The sequence below is a fragment of the Streptomyces sp. NPDC020597 genome, assembly GCF_044335095.1.
In the GTDB taxonomy this organism is placed as follows: Bacteria; Actinomycetota; Actinomycetes; order Streptomycetales; family Streptomycetaceae; genus Streptomyces.
In genome coordinates, this window is record NZ_JBIRUL010000002.1 from 94,410 (window position 1) to 119,377 (window position 24,968).

At 70.4% G+C, this 24,968-nt stretch carries 17 protein-coding genes and 1 pseudogene; 13 read left to right on the plus strand and 5 right to left on the minus strand.

Annotated features, from left to right (window positions below; translation table 11 throughout):
• Positions 1-11: 11 nt before the first annotated feature.
• The 8 genes from ACH4ZA_RS04125 to ACH4ZA_RS04160 all read left to right on the plus strand — a co-directional run bounded on the left by ACH4ZA_RS04125 (position 12) and on the right by ACH4ZA_RS04160 (position 11,486).
• Entirely contained in the window at positions 12-938 is a 927-nt protein-coding gene (locus tag ACH4ZA_RS04125) for a carbohydrate ABC transporter permease (protein WP_398427901.1), read from the plus strand.
• A 2-nt stretch (positions 939-940) separates the two neighbouring features.
• Complete coding sequence (locus ACH4ZA_RS04130; RefSeq protein ID WP_398427902.1) at positions 941-1,873, plus strand: carbohydrate ABC transporter permease; 933 nt, start codon at positions 941-943, stop codon at positions 1,871-1,873.
• Positions 1,874-2,723: 850 nt separating this feature from the next.
• Entirely contained in the window at positions 2,724-3,923 is a 1,200-nt protein-coding gene (locus ACH4ZA_RS04135) for an ROK family transcriptional regulator (protein WP_319278254.1), read from the plus strand.
• Between the two features lie 134 nt (positions 3,924-4,057).
• Positions 4,058-5,146 (plus strand): sugar ABC transporter substrate-binding protein, encoded by a 1,089-nt coding sequence (locus ACH4ZA_RS04140; RefSeq protein ID WP_398427904.1) that lies wholly within the window; start codon positions 4,058-4,060, stop codon positions 5,144-5,146.
• A 317-nt stretch (positions 5,147-5,463) separates the two neighbouring features.
• Positions 5,464-6,255 carry an ATP-binding cassette domain-containing protein gene (locus ACH4ZA_RS04145; RefSeq protein ID WP_079041026.1) on the plus strand — a complete coding sequence of 264 codons (792 nt, stop codon included), beginning with the start codon at positions 5,464-5,466 and terminating at the stop codon, positions 6,253-6,255.
• Entirely contained in the window at positions 6,252-7,625 is a 1,374-nt protein-coding gene (locus ACH4ZA_RS04150) for a sugar ABC transporter permease (protein WP_398427905.1), read from the plus strand. The genes ACH4ZA_RS04145 and ACH4ZA_RS04150 overlap by 4 nt, the downstream gene beginning before the upstream one ends.
• A gap of 263 nt (positions 7,626-7,888) precedes the next feature.
• Positions 7,889-9,808, plus strand: coding sequence for a 1-deoxy-D-xylulose-5-phosphate synthase (gene dxs, locus ACH4ZA_RS04155; RefSeq protein ID WP_398427906.1), 1,920 nt, complete (start codon positions 7,889-7,891; stop codon positions 9,806-9,808).
• Positions 9,809-9,965: 157 nt separating this feature from the next.
• Positions 9,966-11,486: an amino acid permease gene (locus tag ACH4ZA_RS04160; protein WP_398427907.1), complete on the plus strand. Its 1,521-nt coding sequence runs from the start codon at positions 9,966-9,968 to the stop codon at positions 11,484-11,486.
• A gap of 256 nt (positions 11,487-11,742) precedes the next feature.
• Here ACH4ZA_RS04160 and ACH4ZA_RS04165 read toward each other — a convergent pair whose 3' ends face one another.
• Positions 11,743-12,114: an NTP pyrophosphohydrolase gene (locus ACH4ZA_RS04165; protein ID WP_398427908.1), complete on the minus strand. Its 372-nt coding sequence runs from the start codon at positions 12,112-12,114 to the stop codon at positions 11,743-11,745.
• Between the two features lie 249 nt (positions 12,115-12,363).
• Here ACH4ZA_RS04165 and ACH4ZA_RS04170 point away from each other — a divergent pair.
• Together ACH4ZA_RS04170 and ACH4ZA_RS04175 are read left to right on the plus strand one after the other, a co-directional pair.
• Positions 12,364-13,547 (plus strand): annotated as a pseudogene (locus ACH4ZA_RS04170) (hypothetical protein).
• A 284-nt stretch (positions 13,548-13,831) separates the two neighbouring features.
• Entirely contained in the window at positions 13,832-14,389 is a 558-nt protein-coding gene (locus ACH4ZA_RS04175; protein ID WP_398427909.1) for a DUF3291 domain-containing protein, read from the plus strand.
• A gap of 265 nt (positions 14,390-14,654) precedes the next feature.
• On the opposite strand, the gene ACH4ZA_RS04180 is transcribed toward ACH4ZA_RS04175, so the two are convergent.
• The 4 genes from ACH4ZA_RS04180 to ACH4ZA_RS04195 form a co-directional block, all read right to left on the minus strand.
• Positions 14,655-16,787: a 3-hydroxyacyl-CoA dehydrogenase NAD-binding domain-containing protein gene (locus tag ACH4ZA_RS04180; protein ID WP_398427911.1), complete on the minus strand. Its 2,133-nt coding sequence runs from the start codon at positions 16,785-16,787 to the stop codon at positions 14,655-14,657.
• Positions 16,784-18,004 carry an acetyl-CoA C-acyltransferase gene (locus ACH4ZA_RS04185; RefSeq protein WP_319278193.1) on the minus strand — a complete coding sequence of 407 codons (1,221 nt, stop codon included), beginning with the start codon at positions 18,002-18,004 and terminating at the stop codon, positions 16,784-16,786. The genes ACH4ZA_RS04180 and ACH4ZA_RS04185 overlap by 4 nt, the downstream gene beginning before the upstream one ends.
• A gap of 157 nt (positions 18,005-18,161) precedes the next feature.
• A complete protein-coding gene (locus tag ACH4ZA_RS04190; protein WP_319278191.1) occupies positions 18,162-19,199 on the minus strand; it encodes a LacI family DNA-binding transcriptional regulator in 1,038 nt (345 codons plus the stop codon).
• Complete coding sequence (locus ACH4ZA_RS04195) at positions 19,196-21,616, minus strand: glycoside hydrolase family 2 protein (protein ID WP_398427913.1); 2,421 nt, start codon at positions 21,614-21,616, stop codon at positions 19,196-19,198. Before ACH4ZA_RS04195 ends, ACH4ZA_RS04190 begins: the two co-directional genes overlap by 4 nt.
• Before the next feature lie 170 nt (positions 21,617-21,786).
• On the opposite strand from ACH4ZA_RS04195, the gene ACH4ZA_RS04200 reads away from it, so the two are divergent.
• The 3 genes from ACH4ZA_RS04200 to ACH4ZA_RS04210 are packed head-to-tail and all read left to right on the plus strand — an operon-like array spanning position 21,787 to position 24,940.
• Positions 21,787-23,109, plus strand: a complete 1,323-nt coding sequence (locus ACH4ZA_RS04200; RefSeq protein WP_398427914.1) for an extracellular solute-binding protein — start codon at positions 21,787-21,789, stop codon at positions 23,107-23,109.
• Positions 23,110-23,165: 56 nt separating this feature from the next.
• On the plus strand, positions 23,166-24,113 hold the full coding sequence (locus ACH4ZA_RS04205; RefSeq protein ID WP_319278251.1) for a sugar ABC transporter permease: 948 nt from the start codon (positions 23,166-23,168) through the stop codon (positions 24,111-24,113).
• Positions 24,110-24,940 carry a carbohydrate ABC transporter permease gene (locus tag ACH4ZA_RS04210; RefSeq protein WP_319278186.1) on the plus strand — a complete coding sequence of 277 codons (831 nt, stop codon included), beginning with the start codon at positions 24,110-24,112 and terminating at the stop codon, positions 24,938-24,940. Before ACH4ZA_RS04205 ends, ACH4ZA_RS04210 begins: the two co-directional genes overlap by 4 nt.
• Positions 24,941-24,968: the final 28 nt, after the last annotated feature.

Consider the following 24,968-nt stretch of genomic DNA (forward strand, 5'->3'; position numbering starts at 1 on the left):
CCGGAGTGGCGATGCAGCACGGCAAGTACCGGTTCATCGTGGGGTTCCTGGCGGCGCCCCTCGGTCTGTACGCGCTCTTCGTGGTGTGGCCGTTCGTCCAGTCGATCTACTACTCGTTCACGGACTGGACCGGCCTGAGCCCCGAATTCAGAACGGTCGGCCTGGCCAATTACCGCAGGATGCTGGACGACGACATCTTCTGGAAGGCCTTGCAGCACAGCCTGCTGTTCGCGCTCGTGGTGCCCCTGGTGACGATCGGGCTGGCGCTGTTCTTCGCCTTCATGATCAATGTCGGTGGACGGAGGAGGAAAGGCGGCCCGGTCGTCTCCGGCGTCCGGGGCTCCTCCTTCTACAAGATCGTGTATTTCTTTCCGCAGGTGCTCTCGATCGCCATCGTCGCGCTGCTGTTCGCCTTCGCCTACAACCCGGACAGCGGCGCCGTCAACTCGTTCCTGCGGGGAATCGGACTGGGCGGCGTCCAGCCCCTCTGGCTCGGCGATCCGGACCTCGCCCTGTGGTGCGTGATGGCCGTGCTCGTCTGGTCCACGGTCGGCTTCTTCGTGGTGCTGTTCTCGGCGGGAATGGCGTCCATCCCGGCGGATCTGTACGAGGCCGCCCTGTTGGACGGCGCGACCCGGGCCACGACCTTCTTCCGCATCACCCTGCCGCTGCTGTGGGACACGGTGCAGTCGGGCTGGGTCTACATGGGCATCCTCGCGCTCGGCGCCGAGTCGTTCGCGGTCGTGCAGATCATGACGACCGGGCCGGGCGGCCCCGACTACTCGACCACCGTCATGGTCCTGTACGTGTACCAGAAGGCGTTCCGGGACGGTCAGGCCGCCTACGCCACCACCATCGGCGTCGCCCTGCTCGTCGTGACGCTGGCCTTCGCCGCGGTCGTGATGCGGATCGGGCGACGCGAGCGGCTGGAGTACTGACGATGAAGACGACCGAAAGCCCCGCACCCCGGCCGGCCGAGTCCGGCTCCGGCCTCGTCGTCACCAAGGTCGACGTGCGGTCCGGGAAACCGCCCACCAGGAAGAAAAAGGAAGGAAAGGTCCTCAACGTCTTTTCTCATGGCGTTCTGGTCATCTGGGCGGTGATGGTCGTGTTGCCGTTGCTCTGGGCGGTGATGACCTCCTTCAAGGACGACAGTTCCATCTTCGGTTCGCCCTGGTCGCTGCCGGACCGGCTGCACTTCGACAACTGGTCGCGGGCCTGGACCGAGGCCGACATGGGCGACTACTTCCTCAACACCGTCCTGGTGGTGGGAGGTTCGCTCGTCGGCACACTGGCGCTCGGCTCCATGGCCGCCTACGTGCTGGCCCGTTTCGACTTCCCCGGCAACCGGTTCATCTATTTTCTGTTCGTCGGGGGCATGAGTTTCCCGATCATGCTGGCGCTGGTGCCGCTGTTCTTCGTCGTGAACAACATGGGACTGCTGAACACCATCCACGGCCTGATCCTCGTCTACATCGCGTACTCGCTGCCGTTCACGGTCTTCTTCCTGACGGCCTTCTTCCGCACGCTGCCCTCGTCGGTCGCGGAGGCGGCCTTCGTGGACGGCGCCTCGCACAGCCGTACGTTCTTCCAGATCATGCTGCCGATGGCCAGGCCCGCCCTGATCAGCGTCGGCATCTTCAATTTCCTGGGCCAGTGGAACCAGTACATGCTGCCGACGGTCCTCAACACGGACCCCGACAAGCGCGTCCTCACCCAGGGCCTGGTGCAACTCGCCGTCAGCCAGGGTTACAAGGGTGACTGGTCGGGTCTCTTCGCGGGCCTGGTGATGGCCATGCTGCCCGTGCTGGCCGCCTACGTCGTCTTCCAGCGTCAGGTGGTGCAGGGCTTGACCGCGGGCGCGCTGAAGTAGGGCCTGTCCGGAGCCGACGGCACACCACCGCCACCGCCACCGCCACCGGACGACCGACGCCCCGCCCCGGCGCCGCGACCGCCCCGCCCCGGCGCCGACCCCCCGCCCACTGCCGCGACCGCCCCGCCGTGCCACCCGCTGCTCGCGACCGCTCCGCCCCCTGCCGCGGCCCGGGGCCACCCGCCGCCCTTCGCCCCGGGCCTGCCACACCGCACCGCGACCTACTGCACCGCACCGCACGTCAACGCGGCCCGCCCGCCGGCTTCCAGGGTGACGCCACCTCGCGGACCCCGCGAAGGAGCCGTCGCGCCAGCCACGCCCCACCCGGGGACGCCCCATCCGGGGCGCTCCATCCGGGGCGCTCCGCCCGGGACACTTCACCCGAGACGCTCCACCTGGCACGCTCCACCCGGCGATGTCGCGCGTCACCGTCCGGCCGATCCATCCGGCGGGTCCGCCCTCCTGGCACTCCCGCCCCCGTCCCTCCCGCCCCCGCTTCTTCCGCCCCCGTTCCTCCCGCCCCCGCTCCTCCTGCCCGGTCCACCTACCCGCCTCACCCGGCGGCCGCCCGGCCACCCGCTCGTCATGTCATCGGCGCTCGCCCGGCGGCGGCCGCCCCGGGGCGCACTCCGGACTTTCACACCCCGGCGCGCGATCCCTTGCGCAACCCCCTGCGCCCGCCTCCGTACCGTCCGTTACCGATCGTTTCGCCACACTCCGTGTCTCTCTGCAACCGGGCGGATACTGTTCAACCTCTTGACGGGAGGCAACGCGAACGGCTCAGCTTAGAGTTCACTAGTTGGACATAGACGGGGTCTCATCGCTGCGGCCCCGCGCGCAGGAGGTCGTCGTGGAGACTCCGGGGTCGCAGTCGTCGCTGCACCGAGCCAACCTGGAGCGGGTCGTACGCGCCGTGCGTCTGGCCGGGTCCCTCACACAGGCGGAGATCGCCCGGGCGACGGGCCTGTCCGCCGCGACCGTCTCCAACATCGTGCGTGAGTTGAAGGACGGCGGCACCGTGGAGGTGACGCCCACCTCGGCCGGTGGGCGAAGGGCCCGCAGTGTCAGTCTGAGCGGCGACGCAGGCATCGTCATAGGGGTCGATTTCGGGCACACGCACCTCCGGGTGGCCGTGGGCAACCTGGCCCATCAGGTCCTCGCGGAGGAGTCCGAGCCGCTGGACGTGGACGCCTCGTCGACGCAGGGCTTCGACCGGGCGGAACAGCTGGTCAGCCGGTTGATCGAGGCCACCGGGGTGGATCGCTCGAAGATCGCGGGCGTCGGTCTGGGCGTGCCCGGCCCGATCGATCTGGAGTCCGGCACGCTCGGCTCGTCCGCCATCCTGCCCGGCTGGATCGGCACCAGGCCGGCGGAGGAGATGAGGGGCCGGCTCGGGGTGCCCGTGCACGTGGACAACGACGCCAACCTCGGGGCCCTCGGCGAGATGGTCTGGGGCAGCGGCCGGGGGGTGCGCGACCTCGCGTACATCAAGGTCGCCAGCGGTGTCGGAGCCGGTCTGGTGATCGAGGGGAAGATCTACCGCGGGCCCGGCGGAACCGCAGGGGAAATCGGACATATTACACTTGACGAGTCCGGCCCGGTCTGCCGCTGCGGAAACCGGGGCTGCCTGGAGACCTTCGCGGCCGCGCGCTACGTGCTCCCGCTCCTCCAGTCCAGCCACGGCACGGATCTGACGATGGAAGGCGTGGTGCGGCTGGCCAGGGACGGTGATCCGGGCTGCCGTCGGGTGATCGCCGACGTCGGCCGACACGTCGGCAGTGGAGTGGCCAATCTCTGCAATCTGCTGAACCCGAGCCGGGTGGTCCTGGGCGGTGATCTCGCCGAGGCGGGAGAGCTGGTGCTCGGTCCGATAAGGGAGTCCGTCGGCCGCTATGCGATCCCGAGTGCGGCGCGTCAACTCTCCGTTCTCCCGGGGGCACTTGGTGGCCGTGCGGAGGTGCTCGGAGCGCTCGCTCTCGCGCTGAGCGAGATGGGCGATTCGACCCTTTTGGACGGCACTCTGACTGCAGCGACACCTGCCTTCACTTAGAGAACGAATGACGCTGTTGCCATCTCGTTAAGTATTTACTTCTTGACGCCGAACTTGCGGCCGAGTTGACTTCGAGCCACCTCGGCCGCAGCGCTGCGGCCCTGTCAGGGAGGCACACCCCAATGAACGCAACGATGCGTAGAGTCGTGATCGGCGCCACCGCCGTGTCCATGGCCCTGTCGATTGCCGCGTGCGGCAAGGCGGGCGACGACAAGGACAGCGACTCCGGCAGCAGCAGCTCGGGCGACAAGTCCATCGGCCTGCTGCTTCCCGACAGCGTCACCGCGCGGTACGAGAAGTTCGACAAGCCGTACTTCGACGCCAAGGTCAAGGCGCTCTGCTCCGACTGCAAGCTCGAGTACGCCAACGCCGCGGCCGACCCGGCCAAGCAGGCGCAGCAGGTCAGCAGCATGGTGACCAAGGGCGTGAAGGTCATCGTGATCTCCGCCCAGGACTCCGCCGCGATCAAGTCCTCGATCCAGTCCGCGGTCAACAAGGGCGTCAAGGTCGTCGCGTACGACCGTCTCGCCCAGGGCCCGGTCAGCGCCTACGTCTCGTTCGACAACGTCAAGGTCGGCGAACTCCAGGGCCAGGCCCTGCTCGACGCCCTCGGCGCGAAGGCGACCCCCGCCTCCAAGATCGTCATGATCAACGGTGACGACGCCGACCCGAACGCCGGCCAGTTCAAGCAGGGCGCGCACAAGGTCCTCGACGGCAAGGTCGACATCGCCTACGAGCAGTCCGGCCTGTGGAAGGACACCGTCGCCGCCCAGAAGATGTCCGCGGCCATCACCCAGCTGGGCGCCAAGAACATCGCGGGCGTCTACGCCGCCAACGACGGCATGGCCGGTGGCATCGCCAACACCCTCAAGGGCGCGAAGATCAGCGGCATCCCGCTGACCGGCCAGGACGCGGAGCTCGCGGGCATCCAGCGCATCGTCGCCGGCACCCAGTCCTCCACCGTCTACAAGGCCTTCAAGCCGGAGGCCGAGGCCGCCGCCCAGCTCGCGGTCGACCTGCTCAACGGCAAGGACATCAAGGGCACCGCCTCCGAGACGCTCACCAGCGGCTCCGGCGACAAGGTCCCCTCGCAGCTGCTGACCCCGGTGTCCGTCACCAAGGCCAACATCAAGGACACGGTCGTCAAGGACGGTCTCTACACCGTCGCCGACATCTGCACCGCCGAGTACGCCGCCGCCTGCAAGGCCGCCGGCCTCCAGTAGCGGCTCCCGGTCCCGAGGGCCCCGCCCGGGACGCGCCGCACACGAGCGCCGCTCCCCGGAACCGGCCTTCGGGACCGCCGACCGCCCCGCGGTCCCATGAGACCTGTCCGACGCCTGCCCCACTTTCACACCCCGCTGCCGGGGCGGGCGTCGGACGGAACCGCTGCCCAGCGAGAGAACCGTTGCCAAGCGCAGCGGATTCACGCATGTTCATCTTGTAAACCTCGTGCGTCGACGTCGCGTCCCGCGCCGTCGTCCACATCCCTCCGCGCCTGTTCTTTGCGCGCGGCATCCCCGCCGGTCAGGCGGCGAAGGAGATGGTTCACGTGTCCGCTACGCCCGTGCTGGCGTTGCGCGGAGTCTCCAAGCGATTCGGTGCGGTGCAGGCACTCACCGACGTCGAGCTGGAGGTCCACGCCGGAGAAGTGGTCGCCCTGGTGGGCGACAACGGCGCAGGGAAGTCGACCCTGGTCAAAACGATCGCCGGTGTCCACCCCATCGATGAGGGCGTCATCGAGTGGGAGGGCCGGCCGGTCAGCATCGACAAGCCGCACGACGCCCAGGGACTCGGCGTCGCGACGGTCTACCAGGACCTCGCGCTGTGCGACAACCTCGACGTCGTGGGCAACCTGTACCTCGGGCGCGAGCTGCTGCGCCGCGGCGTCATCGACGAGGTGTCGATGGAGAAGAACGCCCGCGAGCTGCTCTCCACGCTCTCCATCCGCATCCCCAGCGTCCGCATCCCGATCGCGAGCCTCTCGGGCGGTCAGCGCCAGGTCGTCGCGATCGCCCGTGCGCTGATCGGCGACCCGAAGGTCGTCATCCTCGACGAGCCCACCGCGGCGCTCGGCGTCGAGCAGACGGCGCAGGTCCTCGACCTGGTAGAGCGGCTGCGCGAGCGCAACCTCGGCGTCATCCTCATCAGCCACAACATGGCCGACGTCAAGGCGGTCGCGGACACCGTCGCCGTCCTGCGTCTGGGCAAGAACAACGGCTCCTTCCCCGTGAAGGACACCAGCCACGAAGAGATCATCGCCGCGATCACCGGTGCCACGGACAACGCCGTGACCCGTCGTGCGGGGCGTCGCACCGCGGAGGCGGCCAAGTGAGCGACACGTCGAAGACCGTGAAGAGCGACTCCACAGAGCCCGGTAGGACCGAGACGGACGCCAAGCTCGAGAAGACCCGGGGCGTCGTCGAGGAGCAGACGACCGTCGCGCCCGCCGACGACCCCACGGCCGCGCCCGTCTCCGTCGTCGACCCGCGCCTGCTGGTCCGCGAGGAGGGCCTCAAGGGCTACGTCACCGAGTTCAAGCGCAAGGTCAAGAGCGGGGAACTCGGGCAGCTCCCCGTCGTCCTCGGCCTGATCGTCATCTGGACGATCTTCCAGCTGAAGAACGACCGCTTCCTCAGCGCAGACAACCTCTCCAACATCAGCTACTTCCTGTCGGCCACCGGCATGCTCGCCATCGGCCTGGTGTTCGTGCTGCTGCTCGGCGAGATCGACCTGTCGGTCGGCTCCGTCAGCGGTCTGGCGTCCGCGGTGTTCGCCGTGTTCGTGGTGGACCACAGCATGAACCCATGGCTGGCGCTCGCCCTGACCGTCATCACGGGCATCGCCATCGGCGCGCTGCACGGATGGTTCTTCGCGAAGATCGGCGTACCGGCCTTCGTGGTCACCCTGGCCGGTCTCCTCGCCTGGAACGGTCTGATGCTGTGGCTGCTGGGTTCCAACGGCACGATCAACCTGCCGTCGGACTCCGGCCCGATCCACCTGCTCGGCCAGAACTCCTTCTTCATGGACCAGGCCATCATCGGGGCCTACCTGCTGGCCGGCCTGGCCGTCGTGCTGTCCCTCGTCGGCAACTTCGGCGAGCAGCGCCGCCGCCGGGCCGCGGGCGTCCCGCACCGTGCGACCGGTGAGATCCTGCTGCGCGTGGGCGCTCTCGCCGTCGCGGCCTTCGCCTCCGCCGCGGTGCTGAACAACGCCTCCGGCGTCTCCAACGCACTGGTCATCTTCCTGGCCGCGCTGGTGGTCGTGGACTTCGTGCTGCGTCGCACCACGTACGGCCGCAAGGTGTTCGCGGTCGGCGGCGGCATCGAGGCCGCCCGCCGGGCCGGCATCAACGTGCCGATGGTCCGGATCACCGTGTTCGCCATCTCCGGCGGATTCGCGGCGGTCGGCGGCATGTTCTTCGCCGGCCAGACCGCGGGCGCGTCGCTGAGCGCCGGCGCCGGCGACACCCTGATGCTCGCCATCGCGGCGGCCGTCATCGGCGGCACCAGCCTCTTCGGCGGCCGCGGCACCGTCTGGTCCGCCCTCCTCGGCATGCTGGTCATCCAGTCGATCCGGACCGGTCTCGACCTGCTGAACATGAACACCTCGATCCAGTACATGATCACCGGTGGTGTTCTGCTCGGCGCCGTCGTCATCGACTCGGTGTCCCGCAAGAGCCAGAAGGCGGCCGGCCGAGGCTAGTCCCTCGGCACGACCAGTACGACCAGTACGACCCGTATAGCGCTTACGGTCCGTACGACCCGTACCCGCATGACCCGCACGACCCCCTGTGCCCGGCGTCCGTTCAGATGCCGGGCACAGTCGTGTCATGGGGACGGCCGATCGTGGGTACGGCCGTTCGGGTGACGTATGACGCACGGGCCGGACTCCGGCCGCCCCGGCGGAACATTAGACTCGACAAGCCCGGCAACAGCTCGATCAGCTTTTACTGCAAGGAGGCACGGGTGCCGCTGCTGACCCGCATCAGGGGACCGCGCGATCTGGACCGGCTCAGCCTGGAGGAGCTGGACCAGCTGGCAGGGGAGATCCGCACCTTCCTCGTGGACGCCGTCTCCAAGACCGGCGGCCACCTCGGCCCCAACCTCGGCGTGGTCGAGCTCACCCTCGCCCTGCACCGGGTCTTCGAGTCGCCCAAGGACAAGGTCCTGTGGGACACCGGACACCAGTCCTACGTGCACAAGCTGCTCACCGGCCGGCAGGACTTCTCCCGGCTGAAGATGAAGGGCGGCCTGTCCGGCTACCCCTCGCAGGCCGAGTCCGAGCACGACGTCATCGAGAACAGCCACGCCTCCACGGTGCTCGGCTGGGCCGACGGCATCGCCAAGGCCAACCAGATCCTCGAACGCGACAGCCACGTCGTGGCGGTCATCGGCGACGGCGCGCTCACCGGCGGCATGGCCTGGGAGGCCCTGAACAACATCGCCGACGGGGACCGCCCGCTGGTCATCGTCGTCAACGACAACGAGCGCTCGTACGCGCCGACCATCGGCGGCCTCGCCAACCACCTCGCCACCCTGCGCACGACAGACGGTTACGAGCGTTTCCTCGCCCGCGGCAAGGACCTCCTGGAGCGCACGCCCGTCGTCGGCAAGCCGCTCTACGAGACCCTGCACGGCGCCAAGAAGGGCCTGAAGGACTTCATCGCCCCCCAGGGCATGTTCGAGGACCTCGGCCTCAAGTACGTCGGACCGATCGACGGCCACGACATCGAGGCGCTCGAGTCCGCGCTGGCCCGCGCCAAGCGCTTCGGCGGCCCCGTGATCGTGCACTGCCTGACCGAGAAGGGCCGCGGCTACCAGCCCGCCCTCCAGGACGAGGCCGACCGCTTCCACGCCGTCGGCAAGATCCACCCCGACACCGGCCTGCCGATCGCCACCTCCGGCGCCGACTGGACGTCCGTCTTCGGCGACGAGATGGTCAGGCTCGGCGAGGAGCGCACGGACATCGTCGCGATCACCGCCGCCATGCTCCAGCCGGTCGGACTCGACAAGTTCGCCAAGGCCTTCCCCGACCGGGTCTACGACGTCGGCATCGCCGAGCAGCACGGCGCGGTCTCCGCCGCGGGCCTGGCCCACGGCGGGGTGCATCCGGTGTTCGCGGTGTACGCCACATTCCTCAATCGTGCCTTCGACCAGGTCCTCATGGACGTCGCCCTCCACAAGTGCGGTGTGACATTCGTACTGGACCGGGCGGGCGTCACCGGCACCGACGGCGCCTCCCACAACGGCATGTGGGACATGTCGATCCTCCAGGTCGTTCCCGGTCTGCGGCTCGCCGCCCCGCGCGACGCCGACCAGGTCCGCGCCCAGCTGCGCGAGGCCGTCGCCGTCGACGACGCGCCGACCGTCGTCCGCTTCTCCAAGGGCGCCGTCGGCCCCGCCGTGCCCGCCGTGGGCCGCGTCGGCGGGATGGACGTGCTGCGCGAGAGCGGCGTCGACACCCCCGACGTGCTGCTGGTCTCCGTGGGCGCACTCGCCCCGATGTGCCTGGAGATCGCCACCCTCCTCGACCGGCAGGGCATCACCACCACCGTCGTCGACCCGCGCTGGGTCAAGCCCGTCGACGAGGCCATGGCCCCGCTCGCCGAGCGGCACCGCGTGGTCGTCACCGTCGAGGACAACTCCCGCGTGGGCGGCGTCGGATCGGCGATCTCCCAGGCCCTGCGCGACGCGGGCGTCGACGTCCCGCTGCGCGACTTCGGCATCCCGCCCCGCTTCCTCGACCACGCCTCCCGCGCCGAGGTCATGGCCGAGATCGGCCTCACCGCGCCCGACATCGCACGTCAGGTCACCGGCCTCGTCTCCCGGCTCGACGGACGGTACGGCAGCGCGGCGGCCGAGTCCGTGGAGCCCGCCCGCGACTGACGCGGGCGCAGGCGACCCGAGCCGCCCGGATGGACCGGTTCCACCACTGTGAAGAGTGGTGGAACCGGTCCATTCGCGTTAACCGGCCCGCGGCGGGGCATACGGTCTACGCCCCCTCTCGATCATGTCGAGGACGACACAGCGTGGGAGGTACCCCGTGAGCAGCACCCTCTTCCGGACGAAGAAGGTCGAGCAGTCCATCCTCGATACCGAGGAGCCCGAGCACGCGCTCAAGAAATCCTTGTCCGCGCTCGACCTGACCGTCTTCGGCGTCGGCGTCATCATCGGCACCGGCATCTTCGTCCTCACCGGCACGGTCGCCAAGAACAACGCCGGACCGGCCGTGGCCCTGGCCTTCGTGGTGGCCGGAGTCGTCTGCGCGCTCGCCGCGCTCTGCTACGCCGAGTTCGCCTCCACCGTCCCGGTGGCGGGCTCCGCGTACACCTTCTCCTACGCCTCGCTCGGCGAACTGCCCGCCTGGATCATCGGCTGGGACCTGGTCCTGGAGTTCGCGCTCGGCACCGCGGTGGTCGCCGTCGGCTGGTCCGGCTACATCGCCTCCCTGCTCGACAACGCCGGCTGGCACCTGCCGGCGGCGCTCGGCAGCCGCGACGGGGCCGACGGCTTCGGCTTCGACATCCTCGCCGCCGCGCTGGTCCTGGTGCTCACCGCCATCCTCGTACTCGGCACCAAGCTCTCCGCGCGCGTGACCTCGATCGTGGTCGCCATCAAGGTGACGGTCGTGCTGACGGTGATCATCGCCGGCGCCTTCTTCATCAAGGGCGACAACTACGACCCGTTCATCCCCAAGGCGCAGGCCGTGGAGGCCGGCGGGGGCCTGAACTCCCCGCTCATCCAGCTGATGTTCGGCTGGGCCCCCTCCAACTTCGGCGTCATGGGCATCTTCACCGCCGCCTCGGTGGTGTTCTTCGCCTTCATCGGCTTCGACGTGGTCGCCACGGCCGCGGAGGAGACCAAGCACCCGCAGCGGGACATGCCCCGCGGCATCATCGGCTCCCTCATCATCTGCACCACGCTGTACGTGCTGGTGTCGATCGTCGTCACGGGCATGGAGCACTACACCAGGCTGTCCATCACCGCCCCGCTCGCCGACGCCTTCAAGGCCACCGGGCACCCCTGGTTCGCGGGCTTCATCAGCTTCGGCGCCGCCGTCGGCCTCACCACCGTCTGCATGATCCTGCTGCTGGGCCAGACCCGCGTCTTCTTCGCGATGAGCCGCGACGGACTGCTGCCCCGCTTCTTCTCCCACGTCCACCCGCGCTACAAGACCCCGCACCGGCCCACCATCCTGCTCGGCGTGATCATCGCGATCGTCGCCGGCTTCACCCCGCTGAGCGAACTCGCCGAGCTGGTCAACATCGGCACCCTGTTCGCCTTCGTGGTCGTCGCGATCGGCGTGGTCCTCCTGCGCAGGTCCCGCCCCGACCTGCACCGGGCCTTCCGCACCCCGTGGGTGCCGTTCGTCCCGATCCTGTCGGTGCTCGCCTCGCTCTGGCTGATGCTCAACCTGCCCGCCGAGACCTGGCTGCGGTTCGGCATCTGGATGGTCATCGGATGCGTCGTCTACTTCCTCTACGGCCGCTCGCACAGCCGCCTCGCACGACGCGAGTCGTCCACCGCCCCCATCCCGGGCCCCGGCGGCGCCGGCCCCGTCTGACGCACCCCCCGAGCCCGGCCCCGGCGGCGACCCGCCCGGCGCCGGGCTCGCGGCTGCACCGCTCCCGCCGCGAGACGTGCGTCGGCGGTGTCGTCGGTGTCGGCGGTCTCGTCGGTTTTGACGCACCGGCGGCATGTCGTGCGGGCACCCGGCCGCACGCGGGTGAGGTCCCCGTCCATGCGGCCCCGGGGCAGCACCCTCGCGGTCTGCGGTCTGCACCCGTCGCGCATCGCGCGGTGTCCGGCCCGCCGTCGTCTCAGCCGCGTACCGCGCGCGGGCCCGTGACGTCCGCGCCGAGGTCCGTCACACGGCGGCGCAGTTCGCGGTCGGCGGTGACGACCAGACGGGGGCGGCCGGCGGCCTCGGCGACCAGTTCGACGATACGGTCGTCCCCGCTCCCGGGGGCCGCCTCCACCCGTACCCCGGGCGCCGGTTCCACACCGCGGGCCGTGCCCTCGACGACGAGGACGATGTCCACGGGCCCGGAGTGCCCCGGCAGGCCGTCCGCGGCCAGCCGGTCGCGCAAACGCTCCGCCGCGCCCCGCCGGTCCCGCCACCATCCGTCGGGGACCGATCCGACGACGTTCGCGGCGTCGACGATCACGAGCAGCGCGGTGGTGTCGTCCATGCGGACCAGCGTCGCACGGACGGCCCCGCGACCGGGACCCGCGAGCAGCACCCGCGCCCGTGACGCGGGTCCGAGTCCCGAGGGCAGGACCCGCGCACGAGGGCCTGCGGCCTGCCCCGCGGACCTGCCCCGCGGAGGGGGACCGGCGGACGAGATCGACGGACGAGATCGACGGACGAGATCGACGGACGAGATCGACGGACGCGATCCGCGACGGGCGTCGTCGGGGCCCCGACATAAAGTGATCGGGTGAACGGCGACTGGCTCATACGCGGCCGCGACGGGCGGCTGGCTGTCTATCTGATGTCGGACGACGCCGTCCTGTGCCGGGCGGAACACGTCCCGGGCGGCCCCTGGGAGGCCCCGCGCCGGATAGGCGGGGACCGGGGACCGCGCCAGGTCCTCGCCGTCGGCCAGGGCGTCAACGGTTACGCCCACCTGGCTTCCTGGCGGCCCACCGCGGGGGAGGCGGCGACGCTGGTGCACTCGACGCACTTCCGGCCCCTGCTCGCCCCGCTGGACTGGTCTCCCGTCGGCCATCCCGACAAGAAGGGCGGCCGGACCGGGACGCCCGCGGTGGCGGTGGACGCCCAGGGACGCGCGCACGTCTTCGTCCGCAACGCCGGCGCCGGACTGTCCATGGTCGCCCAGAAGGAGAAGGGCGGCTGGGACCCCTGGCGCGACCTGAAGGGACAGGGCGTCGAGGGGACGCCCGCCGCGGCGGCGGGGGACTCCGGCCGGGTGGAGGCGTTCGCCGTCGGGTCCGAGGGTCTGCTGCACTGGCGGCAGGAGGAACCGGGGGCCCAGCCGGTGCTGCGGGAGCCGGTCAGGACGCCCGTCCGGCCCGGCACGCTGCGGGCACTTCCCACCTCGGCGGACCACGTCACGCTCTTCTACACGGACGGCACCGGCGACCTGTGCGCCTGGCGTCCCGGATCCGGGCCCGTCGCCCTGCTGTCCGCCGCCGGACCCGGCCCCGGGGGGGGGGGCCCCCCCCCCCCCCCCGGCCCCCCCCGCCCCCACCCAGCCCCCCGCCCCCCGCGCCGGCGCCCCCGGGGGGGGCCCGCCCCGCCCCCGGCGACGTGGCCGCCGGGCGTCCGGGACCGGGGCCCGGCGCCCGGGGGCCCCCCGCCGCCCCCGCCCCGGGGCCCGCGACCCCCCCCCGTACCGCCGCCCACGACTGCACACTGCTCGCCCAGCGCTCCGCGAGCGGCCGCGTCGCGTTCGCCGCCTACCCGACCGAACAGGAGTCGGCCGGCGCCTGGTGGGCCGAGTCCGGCCCCCAACTGCCCGCCGACGCAGGCGTGGCGCTCGCGAAGGACCACGAGGACCGGGTGGTCGCGGCCGCCCTGTCCCCGTCGACCGGCCTGTTGCAGCTCACCCGACGCAAGGACGAGCCGGGCCTGGCCCTCACGGCCTGGCAGACGGTCTGAGCCGGCCGGACACCGCCCCCTCGGCGCCCACCCCCCGCACCAACCTGTGCGGGAGGCCACGCCGACAGGGAGAACGCAACTTCGACATGGCCCTGGCGAGGCGGCTACCTTCACCTGGCCTCCGGCGGCCGCCCACGGTCGTCCATGGGATTCCCCAGGGACAAGCCGCCCGAGACGGAACGAGCCGGCACCTCCCATGAGCACGCCCCGCGCAATCTCGGCCCCCCCGGCGCAGGCCACCGACGCAGGTCTGCACCCGGGCACCTCCGACCAGGAAGAGACACATGCCTCGTCTCGCTCTGTACACCTTCGGCGTCCTGAAGTCGCCTCTCGCCGATCCCGCACCTCTCACACGCGAGTTCTACGACGTCGGTGAGGCCGTCTACCGGAAGATCGGTCGGCACCCCGGCCACCTCGAGCATGCCGAAGCGCCCGCCGGTGACCGGGGCGCGCTCTTCGACGCGGACTGGGGCGCATGGGGGGAGTTCGCCGTACCGGCCTGGTACGGCAAGGGCCGGACGCGGGACACCACCGCCCTGGCCGCGACCCTCTCCCTCTGGACCGGCGTGCGCCCCGCCTTCGACGCCGTCCACACCGGGCCGCACCGCGACGCGCTGAAAAGGCGTGCCGACTGGTTCGAGAGGACGGCACACCCGAATCACGTGTGCTGGTGGGTCCTTGACGGAGTGACGCCCACCTGGCGGGACGGGGTCTCCCGGCTGGAGCACCTCGACGCCCACGGCTCCGCGCCGCAGGCTTTCACCTTCCACCGCTCGTTCGCCCCGGACGGAACGCCGACCAGGATCAGCGACATCGGGCCGAAGAGCGACCAGGTTCAGTGACTCGGTGTCAGGCCGCCGGCCGTCCGGGGCCTCGGCCGGCCGTCCAGCCGTCCAGCCGTCCGGCCGTCCGGCCGGACCCTCGGCGAGTGCGAGTGCGAGTGCGCGTGGGAGCACGAGTGCCAGTGTGAGGGCTGTACGAGAGAGGGCCCCCGCCATGAGCGGAGGCCCTCGTCACGTCGCCCTGCCCCCGAAGGCCGGGGGCAGGTCGTTTGCCGCTACGACCGCGTGACGACCGTTTCGGCGGCAGCAACTCTTACGGCAACCGTTACGCCGGCACCGACGCGACACCCGGCGCCAGGAACTTCCTGCCGTTCACCCGCTCGGAGACGCCCTCGCGGTCCAGGTACGGCGTGATGCCGCCCAGGTGGAAGGGCCAGCCGGCGCCGGTGATGAGGCACAGGTCGATGTCCTGGGCCTCGGCGACGACGCCCTCGTCGAGCATGAGCCCGATCTCCTGCGCCACCGCGTCCAGGACGCGCGCCCGCACCTGCTCCTCGGTCAGGACGCTGTCGCCCTGCTGCAGGAGCGCCGAGACCTCGGGGTCCAGCTCCGGCTTGCCGCTGTCGTAGACGTAGAAGCCGCGCTTGCCCGCCTTGACGACGGCCGCGAGGTTCGGGGAGACCGTGAAACGGTCCGGGAACGCGCGGTTGAGCGTTTCCGAGACGTGCAGACCGATCGCGGGACCCACCAGCTCGAGCAGCACCAGCGGGGACATCGGCAGGCCGAGCGGCTCCACCGCCTTCTCCGCGACCTCGACGGGGGTGCCCTCGTCGATGACGTTCTGCACCTCGCCCATGAAACGGGTGAGAATGCGGTTCACGACGAACGCCGGGGCGTCCTTCACCAGAACCGCGGTCTTCTTCAGCTTCTTGGCGACGGCGAAGGCCGTGGCCAGCGAGGCGTCGTCGGTCTGCTCACCGCGCACGATCTCCAGCAGCGGCAGGATCGCGACCGGGTTGAAGAAGTGGAAGCCCACGACCCGCTCGGGGTGCTTCAGCTTCGACGCCATCTCGGAGACCGACAGCGAGGAGGTGTTCGTCGCGAAGATCGCGTGCGCCGGGGCGACGGCCTCGACCTCCGCGAACACCTGCTGCTTGACGCCGATCTCCTCGAACACGGCCTCGATGACGAAGTCCGCGTCGGAGAAGCCCTCGGCCTTGTCCAGGACGCCGGACACCAGCGCCTTGAGGCGGTTGGCCTTGTCCTGGTTGACCCGGCCCTTGGCGAGCAGCTTGTCGATCTCGGCGTGGACGTAGCCCACGCCCTTGTCGACGCGCTCCTGGTCGATGTCGGTCAGCACGACCGGCACCTCCAGGCGGCGCAGGAACAGCAGCGCGAGCTGCGAGGCCATCAGGCCCGCGCCCACGACGCCGACCTTGGTGACCGGACGGGCCAGGGACTTGTCCGGGGCGCCGGCCGGACGCTTGCCGCGCTTCTGCACCAGGTTGAACGCGTAGATGCCGGAGCGCAGTTCACCGCCCATGATCAGGTCGGCGAGCGCGACGTCCTCGGCGTCGTAGCCCTGCTGGAGATCGCCGTTCTTGGCGGCGGCGATGATGTCCAGCGCGCGGTAGGCGGCCGGGGCGGCGCCGTGCACCTTGCCGTCCGCGACGAACCGGCCGCGTGCGACGGCCTGGTCCCAGGCCTCGCCGCGGTCGATCACCGGGCGCTCGACGACGATCTCACCCTTGAGGACGGACGCCGTCCAGATCAGCGACTGCTCCAGGAAGTCGGCGCCCTCGAACAGGGCGTCGGCGATGCCCAGTTCGTAGACCTGCACGCCCTTGAGCTGCTTGTTCTGGTTGAGCGAGTTCTCGATGATCACCGAGACGGCCTTGTCGGCGCCGATCAGGTTCGGCAGGAGCGTGCAGCCGCCCCAGCCGGGGACCAGGCCGAGGAAGACCTCGGGCAGCGAGAACGCGGGCAGCGCCGCGGACACCGTGCGGTACCGGCAGTGCAGACCGACCTCGACGCCGCCGCCCATCGCCGCGCCGTTGTAGTACGCGAACGTCGGGACAGCGAGGCCCGCGAGGCGCTTGAAGACCTCGTGCCCGCCCTTGCCGATGGCGAGCGCGTCCTTGTGCTCCTTGAGGAGCTCGACGCCCTTGAGGTCCGCGCCGACGGCGAAGATGAACGGCTTGCCGGTGACGCCGACGCCGACGATCTCGCCCGCCGCGGCCTCCTTCTCGACCTGGTCGATCGCGAGGTCGAGGTTGGCGAGGGACTGCGGGCCGAAGGTGGTCGGCTTGGTGTGGTCGAAACCGTTGTCCAGCGTGATCAGGGCGAAGCGCCCCGCGCCGAACGGCAGGTCCAGGTGGCGTACGTGCGCCTGCGTGACGACCTCGTCCGGGAACAGCTCGGCCGCGCCCTTCAGAAGCTCAGCGGTGGTGGTGCTCACTTGTCGCCTCCGTCGAAGTGCGGGTTCTCCCAGATGACCGTCGCGCCCATGCCGAAGCCGACGCACATCGTGGTCAGGCCGTAGCGGACCCCGGGCTGCTCCTCGAACTGGCGGGCCAGCTGCGTCATCAGACGGACGCCGGAGGAGGCGAGCGGGTGGCCGAAGGCGATCGCGCCGCCGTACTGGTTGACGCGCTCGTCGTCGTCGGCGATGCCGTAGTGGTCGAGGAAGGCCAGCACCTGGACGGCGAAGGCCTCGTTGATCTCGAACAGACCGATGTCGGAGATGGACAGACCCGCCTGCGCGAGAGCCTTCTCCGTGGCCGGGATCGGGCCGTAGCCCATGACCTCCGGCTCGACGCCCGCGAAGGAGTACGCGACGAGACGCATCTTGACCGGCAGGCCGTTCTCGCGCGCGAAGTCCTCGGAAGCGATCAGGGAAGCGGTTGCGCCGTCGTTCAGACCGGCCGCGTTTCCGGCGGTGACCCGGCCGTGCACACGGAACGGGGTCTTGAGACCGGAGAGGTTCTCCAGCGTCGTCCCCGGACGCATCGGCTCGTCGGCGGTGACCAGGCCCCAGCCCGTCTCACCGGCCTCCGGGTTGGTGCGGCGCACCGAGACCGGCACCAGGTCGGCCTGGATCTTGCCGTTGGCGTACGCCTTGGCGGCCTTCTCCTGGGAGCGCACCGCGTACTCGTCGGCGCGCTGCTTGGTGATCTGGGGGTAGCGGTCGTGCAGGTTCTCCGCGGTCATGCCCATGAACAGGGCGGACTCGTCGACCAGCTTCTCGCTGACGAACCGCGGGTTCGGGTCCACGCCCTCGCCCATCGGGTGGCGGCCCATGTGCTCGACGCCGCCGGCGACGGCGACGTCGTACGCGCCGAAGGCCACCGAGCCGGCGACCGAGGTGACGGCCGTCAGGGCGCCGGCGCACATACGGTCGATGGAGTAACCGGGCACCGAGGTCGGCAGGCCGGCCAGGATGCCGGCGGTGCGGCCGATGGTCAGGCCCTGGTCGCCGATCTGCGTGGTCGCGGCGATGGCGACCTCGTCGATCTTCGCGGGGTCCAGGCCGGGGTTGCGGCGCAGCAGCTCCCGGATCGCCTTGACGACGAGGTCGTCGGCGCGGGTCTCGTGGTAGATGCCCTTCGGGCCCGCCTTGCCGAACGGGGTACGGACGCCGTCTACGAAGACGACGTCCCTGACGGTACGAGGCACGATGGCTCTCCTCCAGGGTGCGGGATGGCACTGCTGCGACACGCAAGCGCTGAGCACGCGCTCAGGGCCCATGCTACTTGTGGGTAACGTAGCTGCACACCCCTCCCGGGAGGAGCGGCGAACGTCACACCCCGAGAGTCTGCGCGATCACCGCGGCTCAGGCCCGCGGCGGGGCCGTCGACCCCCTCGGAGTGAGCACCGGCGTCGGCACCGGATGCGACCCGGGAGCCGACCCCGTGAGCACCCCGAACAGCGTCCGCGCGGCCTCCGCGCCGAATCCGTGCACGTCATGGCTCATCGCGGAGAGCGTCGGATGGGTGAGCCGGCACAGCTGCGAGTCGTCCCAGGCGAGCAGGGAGACGTCACCCGGCACGGCGAGCCCCATCTCGGCCGCCACCGCCAGCCCCGCCACCGCCATGATGTCGTTGTCGTAAACGATTGCGGTAGGGCGGTCCGACGGGGCGGCGGTCAGCATCGACCGGGTGGCCCGCGCCCCCGCCTCCCCGGAGTAGTCCGTCGCGACCTGCCGGGCGCCGGCCAGCCCGAGACGGCGCGCCGCCGCGTCGAACGCGGCCGTCCGCATCACCGTGTGCCCGAGCGAGGCCGCGCCCCCCACCCGGGCGATCCGCCGGTGACCGAGCGCCGCGAGATAGCGCACCGCCTCCGTCACGGCCGTCGCGTCGTCGGTCCACACCGAGGTCAGCCCCCCGGTCAGCGACGGATGGCCTACGGCGACCACCGGCATTCCGAGCCGTTCGACCGTCGCCACCCGGGGATCGTCCGCCCGGAAGTCCACCAGGATCGACCCGCCGATCTGCCGGCCCCGCCACCACGACTCCTGGAGCCCCGCCTCCTCCTCGACGCTGCGCACCAGCCGCAGCAGCAACGAGCAGGAGTGCTCGGTCAGCACGCTCTCCACCCCGGAGACGAAGTCCATGTAGAACGGCTCCAGGCCCAGCATCCGGGCCGGCCGGCAGATCGCGAGCCCCACCACGTCCACCCGCGAGATCGACAGCGACCGGGCCGCCAGGTTCGGCTCCCAGCCCAGCTCCCGCGCCGCGGCGAAGATCCGGTCCCGGGTCGCGTCCGACAGCCCCGGCTTGCGGTTGAAGGCGAGGGACACCGCGCCCTTGGACACCCCCGCACGCGCGGCGACGTCCTTGATGGTGACCCGGGACGCCGGGGAGGCGGTCATCGCGGTGGCTCCTGGCAGCGGAGCGCGGCCCGGGCGGCGGCGACGTCCGGATTCCCCCAGCCCCGCACGCCGATGGTGACCCTTTCGCCGGGGAGCAGCGTGACGAGACCGCGGTCGGCCCGTGCCCCCGGGTCGAGCCGGTCGGCCTGCAGCAGCAGGTCCCGCACCAGGGTCCGCGCGACGACGGTGACGCCGTCCGGGCCCACGGACACCTCGAACTCGGGCTGCGGCCAGGGGATCTCCCGGTCCGGCGCCGGGAAGTGCACGGCCCGCAACGCGCCCCGGCCCGCACGCCCCGCGTCGACCCCGCCGGTGCGCAACGGCGCCGACGCGTCGGCCACCAGGAACTCCTTCGGCCCGTCGGGCTCCAGCCCGGCCGGCACCGGCACCAGCCCCACCTCCCGTGCGCGCGCCACCAGGTGGAGCTCGGCGGAGCCGATCACCTCGCCCTCGACGGACAGCCGGCGCAGCACCAGCGTGCCCGCCCAGCGGTCCCCGCACTGGTTGACGGCGGCCACCACCAGCCGCCCCTCGTGCACCTGCACCGTGAGCAACCGGTCCGCGTACAGCCGGCGCAACTCGTGGTAGAGCGGTTTCTCCCGCCCATCCCCGTCGATCGCCGCCCAGGACGTCACCGGCCAGCAGTCGTTGAGCTGCCAGACGATCGTGCCCGCGCACACCGGCCAGTGCGACCGCCAGTGCTCGATCCCGGCCGCCACCGCCCGCGCCTGGTTGACCTGGGTCAGGTAGTGCCACCGGTCGAAGTCCCCGTCGGGCAGGGTGAAATGCCGGGCGAGCCCTCGCTCCAGCTTGCCGTTGCCGTCCTCCGCCTTCTGGTGGTGGAGCATGCCGGGGGAGTCCGCCGCGAGCTCCTCGTCCGGCAGCGCCCGCCGCAGCGTGGCGTACGCGGGCGGCGCCTGCCAGCCGAACTCGGCCACGAACCGCGGCACTTCACTGCGGTACTCGGCGTAGTCCTGCCGGTTCCACACCTCCCACGAGTGGTGCGTGCCGTGCGCCGGATCGTTCGGATGGCGCTCCCAGGACCCCGACCACGGGCTCCCCGCCGTGTACGGCCGCGTCGGATCCAGCTCGGCGACCACTCTCGGCAGCATCCCCAGGTAGTAGCCCTCGCCCCAGGAATCCCCGCCGAGGCGCTCCTCCCAGCCCCAGTCCCGGAAACCCCACAGATTCTCGTTGTTGCCGTTCCACAGCACGAGCGAGGGATGCGGCATCAGCCGTACGACGTTCTCGCGGGCCTCCGCCTCCACCTCCGACCGCAACGGCTGCTCCTCGGGGTAGGCCGCGCACGCGAACGGGAAGTCCTGCCAGACCAGCAGCCCCAGTTCGTCGCAGGCGTCGTAGAAGTCCTCGCTCTCGTAGATGCCGCCGCCCCACACCCGGACCAGGTCGACCCCCGCGTCGGCCGCCTGTCGCAACCGCTTCCGGTAACGCTCCCGGGTCACCCGGGAGGGAAACACGTCGTCCGGAATCCAGTTCACCCCCCGCGCGAAGAGCCGCTCCCCGTTGACGACGAGGGTGAACCCGCTCCCGTGCGCATCGGCGGAGGTGTCCAGCCCCACGCTGCGAAAACCGACCCGCCGCCGCCAGACGTCGAGCGGAGCGCTTCCGTGATGCAGCGTCAACTCCACCTCGTGAAGAGCCTGTTCGCCGTACCCCCGGGGCCACCACAGCTCGGCGTCCGGCACCTCCACCCGCACCACGCCGTGCGTCCCCGTCACCTCGGCGCGCGCCCGCCGCCCCGCCACCCGGGCCTCCAGCACGAGACCGGCCTCCACCCGGGTCCGCTCCACGTCCACCCGCAACTCGACGACGCCGACGCCCTCCTCCACCGTCACCAGCGGGCGCACCCGGGCGAGCCGCGCCGTCGACCAGCGCTCCACCCGCACCGGCCGCCAGATCCCGGCCGTCACCAGCGTGGGCCCCCAGTCCCAGCCGAACGAGCAGGCCATCTTGCGCACGTACTGGTAGGGCTCCGGGTAGGCGCCGGGCCGGTCGCCGACCTTCCCCCGCACGGCCTCCGCCTCGGCGTAGGCGGAGACGAACCGGACGGCCAGGTCGCCGCTGAGGCCCGTCACGTCGAAGCGGTACGCACGGTGCATGTTGCGTACCCGGCCGAGGAGGCGACCGTTCAGGGTGATCTCGGCGACCGTGTCGAGCCCGTCGAAGACCAGATCGGTCTGCTCGTGCCCGGAAGACACGGACGGCACCTGCGTCTCGTACGTCCACTCCCGCCGGCCCACCCACGCGACCTCGGTCTCGGCCCGCCCCAGGAACGGGTCCGGGATCACCCCGGCGGCGAGCAGATCGGTGTGCACACACCCCGGCACCACGGCCGGCAGCCTCCCGCCCCCGTGCCGCAACTGCCATCCGTCGTCGAGTGACGAGGCCTCCAGCATGCGCACTCCCTAAACCGGTCAAGCCCACAAATGAACGCTGTTTCGACCTCGTTGGCGGGAATCTGACTTTACCGGTTGAGAAAGCGCTGTCAGAGTGCCGAATCAGCCAACCCACTCTCCTCGCCCCACCCGCACGTGCTCATCCGTCCCCACGAACGGAAGTGACGCACATGAACCGCCGCACCGTCCACGTCCTCGCCACGACCGCCGCGGCCGCCCTGCTGCTCCCCGGGTGCACCGGCACCGGAGCAAGCACGAAGGGCGCGGACGCCAACGCGCCCGACGACCCGGCCAAGGTCAGCGGATCCATCACGGTCCTCACCGTGCGGACCGATCTCGTGCAGGACGGCACGATGAAGAAGTACGCCGCCGAGTTCAACAGGACCTATCCCAAGGTCAAGGTGGAGTTCCAGGCCCTCACCAACTACGAGGCCGAGATCAAGATCCGCATGAACACCGACGACTACGGCGACGTCCTGCTGATCCCCGCGGTCATCAAGAAGAACGACTACCCGAAGTTCTTCGCCTCGCTCGGCACCGCCGCCGAGCGCAGCAGGAAATACCGTTTCACCGACTTCACCACCGTCGGCGGCAAGGTCTACGGCCAGAGCCCGGTCGGCGTGATGCCCGGCTTCGTCTACAACAAGCGGATCTGGAAGGAGGCCGGGGTCACCGCGTGGCCCACCAACCCGGCCGAGTTCCTCGCCGGCCTCAAGGCGATCAAGGCGAAGACCGACGCGGTGCCGTACTACACCAACTTCGCCGCACAGTGGCCGCTCACCTCGTGGACCTACGTCGACGGCGCGGTGCACTGCGACCCGCAGGCGACCACGAAGCTGGCCGAGGGCGACCCGTGGGCACAGGGCTCCGACCTGCGCGTCGCCGACACGCTGCTGTACGACATCGTCAAGCAGGGCCTCGCCGAGAAGGACCCGACCACCAGCAACTGGGAGGAGTCCAAGCCCCGCACGGCCAAGGGCGAGATCGCCACCCAGTGGCTCGGCACCTGGGCGATCATCCAGTTCCAGGACGCCGCGAAGAAGGCGGGCGTGAACCCGGACGACATCGGTTTCATGCCGTTTCCCGCGCAGACGGGCGGGGCGTACTGCGCGACCGTCGGCCCCGACTACAACCAGGCCGTCAACGTGCACTCGAAGCACAAGGAGGCGGCCCGCGCCTGGATCGACTGGTTCACCGACAAGTCCGGCTACGACAAGGACAACCTGGCCATCTCCCCGCTCAAGGACGCGGCCATGCCCACGGTGCTGAAGCCCTACGAGGAGGCCGGCGTCAAGCTCATCGAGCTGGACGACTCCGCGGGCGCGAAGGTCAAGCTCATCGACGACAGGTCCGAGGTCGGCGTCTTCAAGCCCGAGTACCGCCAGGACCTGGTCGACCTCGCGCGCGGCGCGAAGAAGGGCAGCCTGGACGACTTCCTCTCCGGGCTCGGCAAGAAATGGACGGACGCACAGGCGAACGTGGGCGACCGATGACGCACACGGGCGCCCACACCCCGGCGCAGGGCGTGGGGAAGGCCCCCGCCGGGGCTATGGCCGGGGCCGAGACGGCCGGGTCCGAGGCCGTGGCGCGGGCTCCGTGGCGCGCCGCCCCGCCGGCGGCGCCGCGCCGCACGCGCACCTGGCGGCAGCTGACCCCCTGGCTGTTCCTGCTCGCTCCGCTCACCCTGCTGATCACGTTCACCTACGCGCCGATCGCCAACATGGTCGCCTACAGCTTCACCGACTGGGACGGCGTGAGTCCCGAACTGCACTACACCGGCGCGGAGAACTACGCGGAGATCTTCACCAGGGAGGACCTCTTCCAGGTGTTCTGGGTGAGCGGTTACTACCTGGCGGCCTCGGTGATCCAGATCGTCGCCGCGCTGTACTTCGCGACCGTGTTGAGTTTCAGCATCCGTTTCCGGAACTTCTTCAAGGGTGTGCTCTTCTTCCCGTCCCTGGTCAACGGCGTGGCCATCGGTTTCGTCTTCCTCTACTTCTTCCAGGACGGCGGGACCCTCGACACGGTGCTGGGCCTCCTCGGCCACCCCACCGACCACGCCTGGCTGGGCACGCCCGCGTCGGCGAACGTCTCGCTCGCCGGCGTCTCGGTCTGGCGCTACCTCGGCATGAACTTCGTGCTGTTCCTCGGCGCGATCCAGTCCATCCCGGGGGAGCTGTACGAGGCGGCCGAGCTGGACGGCGCGGGCCGGTGGCACCAGTTCCGTTACGTCATCCTCCCCGGCATCAAGCCGGTGCTGACCCTGACGGTGATCCTCTCCGTCTCCGGGTCCCTGTCGGCCTTCGAGATCCCGTACATCATGACCGGCGGGGCGACCGGCACCGAGACCTTCGTGATCCAGACCGTCAAGCTGGCCTTCCAGTTCAACAAGACGGGGCTCGCCTCGGCGGCGGCCGTCGTGCTGTTGCTGATCATCCTGCTCGTCACCTGGGTGCAGCGACGCCTCGTCCCCGACGACAGGGTGGACCTCGTATGACACGCCGAGCCGTTGCCCGCGCCCTGGTGTACCTGTCGCTGATCGGGGCGGCGTCGGTGGTGCTGCTCCCGTTGGGCGTCGTCGTCCTGACGTCCCTGAAGACCGAGAACGAGACGGCGTCCGGCAGCGGAGCGCTCACGCTCCCGCACGACCCGCTCAACTTCGACAACTACGTGACGGCGTTCCGGGACGGCGGGATGCTCACGGCGTTCGGCAACACCGCCTTCATCCTGCTGGTCTCCGTCGGCGGAACCGTTCTCATCGGTTCGATGACGGCGTATGCGATCGACCGTTTCACCTTCCGTTTCCGGAAACTGGTGATCGCCCTGTTCCTGGTCGCCGCACTGGTTCCCGGGGTGACCACCCAGGTGGCCACCTTCCAGATCGTCCACAGCCTCGGCTTGTTCGACACCCGCTGGGCCCCGATCGCCCTCTACATGGGCACGGACATCGTTTCGATCTACATTTTCCTGCAGTTCGTGCGATCGATCCCGATCTCCCTGGACGAGGCGGCCCGCCTCGACGGCGCCAACGCGTTCACGATCTACCGAAAGATCATCTTTCCGTTGCTGAAACCGGCGATCGCGACGGTCGTGATCGTGAAGGGAATCGCCGTCTACAACGACTTCTACATCCCTTTCCTCTACATGCCGTCACAAGATCTTGGCGTGATCTCGACGTCGCTCTTCCGCTTCAAGGGCCCCTATGCCGCCCACTGGGAAACGATCTCGGCAGGAGCGGTGCTCGTCATCCTGCCGACCCTGATCGTCTTCCTCGCCCTGCAGAAATACATCTACAACGGTTTCACGAGGGGAGCGACGAGGTGACCCGCCCACGGCCGCGGGACGGGCGGCT

Bases quoted from the DNA above. Each gene is read 5' to 3' on its own strand.
- ACH4ZA_RS04130 (WP_398427902.1), top strand. From the start codon at position 941: ATGAAGACGACCGAAAGCCCCGCACCCCGGCCGGCCGAGTCCGGCTCC.
- ACH4ZA_RS04200 (WP_398427914.1), top strand. From the start codon at position 21,787: ATGAACCGCCGCACCGTCCACGTCCTCGCCACGACCGCCGCGGCCGCC.
- ACH4ZA_RS04205 (WP_319278251.1), top strand. From the start codon at position 23,166: ATGGCCGGGGCCGAGACGGCCGGGTCCGAGGCCGTGGCGCGGGCTCCG.
- ACH4ZA_RS04145 (WP_079041026.1), top strand. From the start codon at position 5,464: ATGGTTCACGTGTCCGCTACGCCCGTGCTGGCGTTGCGCGGAGTCTCC.
- ACH4ZA_RS04210 (WP_319278186.1), top strand. From the start codon at position 24,110: ATGACACGCCGAGCCGTTGCCCGCGCCCTGGTGTACCTGTCGCTGATC.
- ACH4ZA_RS04125 (WP_398427901.1), top strand. From the start codon at position 12: ATGCAGCACGGCAAGTACCGGTTCATCGTGGGGTTCCTGGCGGCGCCC.
- ACH4ZA_RS04165 (WP_398427908.1), bottom strand. From the start codon at position 12,114: ATGGACGACACCACCGCGCTGCTCGTGATCGTCGACGCCGCGAACGTC.
- ACH4ZA_RS04190 (WP_319278191.1), bottom strand. From the start codon at position 19,199: ATGACCGCCTCCCCGGCGTCCCGGGTCACCATCAAGGACGTCGCCGCG.
- ACH4ZA_RS04195 (WP_398427913.1), bottom strand. From the start codon at position 21,616: ATGCTGGAGGCCTCGTCACTCGACGACGGATGGCAGTTGCGGCACGGG.
- ACH4ZA_RS04140 (WP_398427904.1), top strand. From the start codon at position 4,058: ATGCGTAGAGTCGTGATCGGCGCCACCGCCGTGTCCATGGCCCTGTCG.
- ACH4ZA_RS04175 (WP_398427909.1), top strand. From the start codon at position 13,832: ATGCCTCGTCTCGCTCTGTACACCTTCGGCGTCCTGAAGTCGCCTCTC.